Here is a 5890-nt window from a genome sequence, read left to right as displayed (position 1 = left end):
GGGGAAAGAAAACATCCCCGCAAAAGAGATCGTGCCGGAATGGACCTCAAACACATACACCGTGATAAGAGCCACCAGGACTTCCCCAAAAATCTTATGCCTCGCCCTTACATTTACAATTGAACTGTCATCGAGAAATCCAACCGTTCCAATAAATGCACAGATGATAAGAATTGCAGAGATGAGATCCCGGGGTATCCTTGGGGAGAAACCGTAGTTTTCCTGAAGAAAAAACCAAAGTGATATCGTTAACAGAAAAGATATTATAATTGCCACTCCGCCGAACCTTGGAATAGGATCGATATGCAATTTTCTGGAATTAGGTTTATCCGAGAAAAACCGGACAAGCGGCGTTTTTAGAAATATGTTCAGAAGAAGTAAACAAAGAGGAAATGAGACAAGAAGAAATAAAGCTTTTTCGATGATATAAGTGTACTGGGCCATTGTACATTTACTGCCCGGATGTGGGGTGAAATGCAGATTGAATCTTAAGGTTTATTGATATTAAATCTGACCGTAACAGCCTCAAAATATGAAATATAACTAATGGTCTGCAGGTTAACAACAAATGGTTTCTGAAACCGGTTCAGGTGCTGCAGTACCATAGCCTCTGCCATAACCTGATCTAATTAACTTCCGACTATTCTTACAACCTCACCACCAATGCAATAATTGTCACTGCGGAGGTGATGATAGCAAGAGTATCCCTTACAACTTCGGTTACCGATGGGCCGGTGCGTTCCTTTTCCGGCTTCGGAAGTTTCTTTGCAACAAAGATCTCTGAACCCTCCTTTACCTTTGGATTGGAGAATCCATTTTTCCTCACCTTTTTGGTATAACCAGCAGGGCCTGTTACCAGAATAAAATTGCTGCTGTCGGCAAGCCCTCCTGCCATCTTTATATAATCCTTCACCCGTAAATTCTCCTTGTAACTTAACTGGCCGGAGATGTTAACATTTCCATGAACATAAACTGTATTGGGTCGAGGTGGAATATGAATAGAATCTCCCTTGAAAAGGAGAATATCCTCTTTGGATCTTTTTTCCTCAATGATCTTTTTAAAGTCGACCAGAAGCCGCTTCTTATTTCTTACAATGGAAGCTCCCTCCAGAAAAGCATCCGGAAGAAGACCGCCGGCTCTGATTATCAGGTCAGAAAGTTTGTCCCCGCGTTTGTGTATGGCATATTTACCCTGATATTTTACAAGCCCGCTTATTTTGACATAATTATCAATCACATAATCCGGATCAGATCTGACTATGATCTTGTCTCTGTCCTCCAGAATAAAATTCCTCATCCGCTCATCAGTATAATCCAGTGTATCCGGAAGATTCAGTCTGAATACAATTGCAATCGAATCCGACTTGCTTCTGTCAATTCTGTAGACATCCACAATTCTCCTGTATGCTTCTCGCGTGAACCCGCCTGCTCTCAGGAGAGCATCCACAACAGTCATATTTACACTCATTGGATAAGTGCCCGGAGCCCTCACTTCTCCCTCGACTGTTACCTGAAGATCGCTGAATTTCTCCACCTCTTTCTCATATACTATCACTTCATCACCCGGCTGCAAGGCAAAATTATATCCGGGATCATTACGCAACTTTTCCAGATCAATCGGAGTAATTTTTGTCGTTACAAGATCTTCATTGAGCCGGATAATATCCGCTCTTTTGGTAAAAACTACATTATCAAGCGGCTTTCCATAGTTGAATATCAGATCTTTAACAGTCAGATTCTCACACTGATAGATTCCGGGATAACTGACCGCGCCGGAGAGTTTTACAATGTTAAAAGCCTCACTTCTAAGTGGTATAACATCGATCGAATCCCGGTCGTAGAGAACAAAATCCTCCTTAAAACCCAGGTATTTTTTCAGATCCAGATCCACTACCCTGGTTATTGTGGTTGAATCGACGCGCTGGTCAAAGGGAAGTATTCTGTAAATCAGGGCCCGGTCGATATTCGTCGATGCGGGTATGCCGCCGCAGAAAAGGAGCAGATTCTGAAGGTTTTCCTTTTCTTTCAGTTCATATATTGCCGGCCTGAATACAGAACCTGTTATCGCTACTGTCTTTCCCCGTCTGGGGACAAATATTACATCATTGTTCTGCAGCTTCACATCTGTAGTGCATCTGCCCGCAAGGAGGTATTCATAAATATCAACTGTAGCTATCTCTTTACCTTTACGAAGGACTTTTATATCGCGCAGACTTCCTTTCTCCAGCGGACCTCCCATACTGTAAAGAGCGTTAAAGGCTGTAGCATAACTGGATACCGTATAGCCGCCCGGTGATAGCACCTCACCCATAACAAAGATCCGTATCGGGCGAAGCTGGGCAACTGAAAGATCCATGAATGTGCGAGGTGGATAAGCAGCCAGACCGGAGTAATGCTTTGACAAAAGATTTTTTATCTTCTGCTGAAGACTGTCAAAGGGAACACCAGTAACAAAAACCTGTCCCACTACAGGGATAAAGATTTTTCCCTCTTTATTTACAGTGAGCTCATACTGAAACTCCACCTGGCCCCAGACTGAAAGCCTCAACACATCACCAGGTCCTACCAGGTATCCTGGATCGACCGGGCCAACAGCATTGGGTCTGAACGCATCAGGCACATTCTTGAATATCGAGTAGCCAAAATAAGGTATCTTTCCATCATTCACCACTGTTTGTTGCTGATTTACTTCAACCGGGCTTGTATCAGGGTTGAAAACCACCTGCCCTGTATCAACACCCAGAATATCATCACTGCTCTCCACTACTTTGTTAATATACGGACCTTTCCTTCCTTCTATGTAACTTTCTTTCATGGCATCGATCTGCTGCTGAGTGTATCCTTGCCCCAGCGCACTCTGCTCCAGTTGCCTTATCTGTGATTGACTTGTCGGGTAAGATGAAGCCGAACCTGAAAAGACAGTCGGTTGTGAAAAAACCGGAATTCCAAAAAGAAAATGTACACAGGCAATCTTCACAGAATATATCAACAGTTTACTTATTACAGACCGGGGACCTCGTAAAAGGAACACTCTGCCTCCATGTATTGAATGATTTTTCAACTGCTTACAATAAAACAAAAAAATACTTCAGATTAAAACAAAAGGCAAAATCCATGTATTATAAACATTATTTTCTAATCCGGAGGAGTAACCCAAAAAACATGATTTATTGAAGTAAAAAAGCCCTGAACGACAAATAGGGAATTTTTTTTAAGGTGCCAACAGGAGAATCATAATCAATAAGATTCTATTTAATATTAACTTCTCAATTTGTCCACTTTTTTTGGCGTCTCATGAAATTATTTAAGCAGGTTGAATGAACATTCCCTGAACCTGATATCTCGATTCCGATTCCGATTCCGACCCCGAAAAAACACTCAACTTTTGATTCTTTCTATTTCTGCTCTATCCTCTGAAATCCCCATCGCCCTCTTTACAACCCACAGCGGCCTTCTCTTTACCTCATCGTATATCCTTCCGATATACTCCCCGATAACCCCCAGGCAGATTAACTGAACACCGCCCAGAAAGAAAATAGCGATTATGGTGGTGGCAAATCCGGGGACCAGCTTGAAATTGTACTGCATGAAAAAATCGGCAAAAATCCGTTGAATAAAATTATACAACGCAAAGAGAAAAGAAAAAGCTGATATTACAAGCCCGAACACCGTCATCATCCGTAAAGGCATGGTCGAAAAAGAAAAAATACCGTCAAAAGCAAGATGAATCAGTTTCTTCCAGGTATACGATGGCTTACCGGCCGCCCTGGCATCACGCTCATACTCCACCCCTGTCTGACGAAAACCAACCCAGGCACGCAGTCCCCTGATAAAGCGGTTCGACTCCGGCATGGATCTTATCTTCTCCACAACCGCCCGGTCCATCAGACAAAAATCCCCGGAATCCAGGGGAATTGAAATGTTCGAGCTGCAGGCCAGAAGTCTGTAGAATGCTGCATAGCAGAATTTTTTAACTATCCCCTCTTTTCTTTTCTTTCTCACAGCATAGACTACCTGATACCCCTCCTGCCATTTGGCTACAAGATCGGGTATAAGCTCGGGCGGGTCCTGAAGATCAGCATCGATAACAACGACACAATCTCCACTGCTGTAATGAATTCCTGCGGAAACAGCAGTCTGATGACCGAAATTTCTGGAAAAACTGAGTACCTTCCACCTGCTATCGCGACCATGAATCTCCTCCATGATAGAGAGGCTTCTATCCACAGAACCATCATCTATCAAAATCACCTCGTAATCATCCCCGATCTTTTCCAGAACCGGAGAGACCCTGTCGTAAAGCTTATATAAAACCTCCTGCTCATTGTAGCAGGGGACAACCAGTGATATCATCATAGATCGCTTCTCTTGTCTTTTATCTGTTCCGCATGCCATCTGTAAGCAGTCTCGATTACCGGCTCCAATTCCATATACTGGCATCGCCAGCCCAGTTTTTCATTTGCCTTTGCCGATGACGCAATCAGTTTATCCGGATCGCCCGGCCTCCGGTCAGTAATATCATACCTGACTTTTTTGCCGCTGACCCTTTCCACCGCATTGATTATCTCCAGTACCGAATACCCTCTGCCTGTCCCCAGGTTGAAACATTCGCTTTTATTTCCATCCATCAGGTATTTCAGAGACAGACAATGTGCCTCTGCCAGGTCTGAGACATGGATATAATCTCTTATCGCGGTACCATCCGGAGTGTCGTAGCCTTTCCCAAAAACCTGAACACTTTTTCCCTCCAGTGCCGCTTTTATGGCAAGAGGAATAAGATGGGTTTCTGGGTCATGGGATTCACCAATCTGTCCCTCTGGATCAGCCCCGGATGCGTTAAAATAGCGCAGGATCACATGCTTCATCCCATAGGCTGAACCGAAATCCTGAAGAATCTGCTCGATCATCAGCTTGCTTCTTCCGTAGGGATTAACCGGAACCTGCCTGTGTGACTCATCTATGGGAATTCTCTCCGGATTTCCGTAAGTAGCACATGTGCTTGAAAAGATAATCTTGTCACATCCATAGTTTTTCATGACAGAGAGGAGATTCAATGTCCCGGCAACGTTGTTAAGATAATATTTCTGAGGATCCTGAACCGATTCACCTACATAGGCAAAGGCCGCAAAATGGATTACTGCCTCTGGTCTATATTTTTCGAATACAGCCTGTATTTTATTGGTATCTGCAATATCGGCTTCTTCCAGCGGTCCCCATTTGACAGCCCATCGATTACCATAAATGAGATTATCAACTGTAACCGGCAAATACCCGCATCGATACAGCGCTTTACAGGTGCTGCTGCCGATATATCCTGCACCACCTGTCACAAGAATTGGTGTCATGACAGAAAAATACTAAAATGTCGGCTTTTTTCTACCATATTCGTGTATTCGGTTCATTGGGAGATAGAGAAATTCCTGAGGAAAGTAAATCCACGTTTATCATAAAGTAAAAATCCTGGTTTGGTTTCCCTGGATCTTCGAGGAGAAATCTTGATGGAAAAGATAAAAAAAACCGCTGATTTGCCAGGCTGATTCAGCGGTAAGTCTTTACAGGTTCAATGCCTTGGGCAGAAAACATTTCAACATGCATTTTTCAACCAACAATTTTTAGTCCATATCTATCTCTCGTTGTATCTCAATCTTTTCCCACTCTTTTTCCAGCGAAAGCCTGTCAATCCATTTGTGTAAAATTTCTCTATCCAGCTCCAGCTTTAATGCTGAAATCATCTTTCGAATATCATGTAAATGCTTTTCTGAACATTCCAAAATTGCATCCAACAATGGACATGAATTTAATTACTTTTCTCAACGCTCTTATTTTTTTTCTTAAACATCTTATTTTTCAGAAATGGATTCCAAAACCAAAATGGATATAACCCCGTGTT

4 protein-coding genes are annotated in these 5890 nt (G+C 42.9%); all 4 read right to left on the bottom strand.

Annotated features, from left to right (window positions below):
* Positions 1-444, bottom strand: a 444-nt coding sequence (locus tag GX089_12045; GenBank protein NLP03219.1) for a hypothetical protein, incomplete at its 3' end; no start/stop codon positions are given.
* A gap of 202 nt (positions 445-646) precedes the next feature.
* Entirely contained in the window at positions 647-3031 is a 2385-nt protein-coding gene (locus GX089_12040; protein NLP03218.1) for a hypothetical protein, read from the bottom strand.
* A 347-nt stretch (positions 3032-3378) separates the two neighbouring features.
* Positions 3379-4353: a glycosyltransferase family 2 protein gene (locus GX089_12035; protein ID NLP03217.1), complete on the bottom strand. Its 975-nt coding sequence runs from the start codon at positions 4351-4353 to the stop codon at positions 3379-3381.
* Positions 4353-5345, bottom strand: a complete 993-nt coding sequence (galE, locus tag GX089_12030; GenBank protein NLP03216.1) for a UDP-glucose 4-epimerase GalE — start codon at positions 5343-5345, stop codon at positions 4353-4355. The genes GX089_12035 and galE overlap by 1 nt, the downstream gene beginning before the upstream one ends.
* Between the last annotated feature and the right edge of the window lie 545 nt (positions 5346-5890).

Source organism: Fibrobacter sp. (genome assembly GCA_012523595.1).
GTDB lineage: Bacteria > Fibrobacterota > Chitinivibrionia > Chitinivibrionales > Chitinispirillaceae > JAAYIG01.
The sequence above is the reverse complement of the archived record's forward strand: the minus strand, read 5'-3'. Positions and strand labels throughout refer to the sequence as shown.

Bases quoted from the DNA above. Each gene is read 5' to 3' on its own strand.
- GX089_12035 (NLP03217.1), bottom strand. From the start codon at position 4,353: ATGATATCACTGGTTGTCCCCTGCTACAATGAGCAGGAGGTTTTATAT.
- galE (NLP03216.1), bottom strand. From the start codon at position 5,345: ATGACACCAATTCTTGTGACAGGTGGTGCAGGATATATCGGCAGCAGC.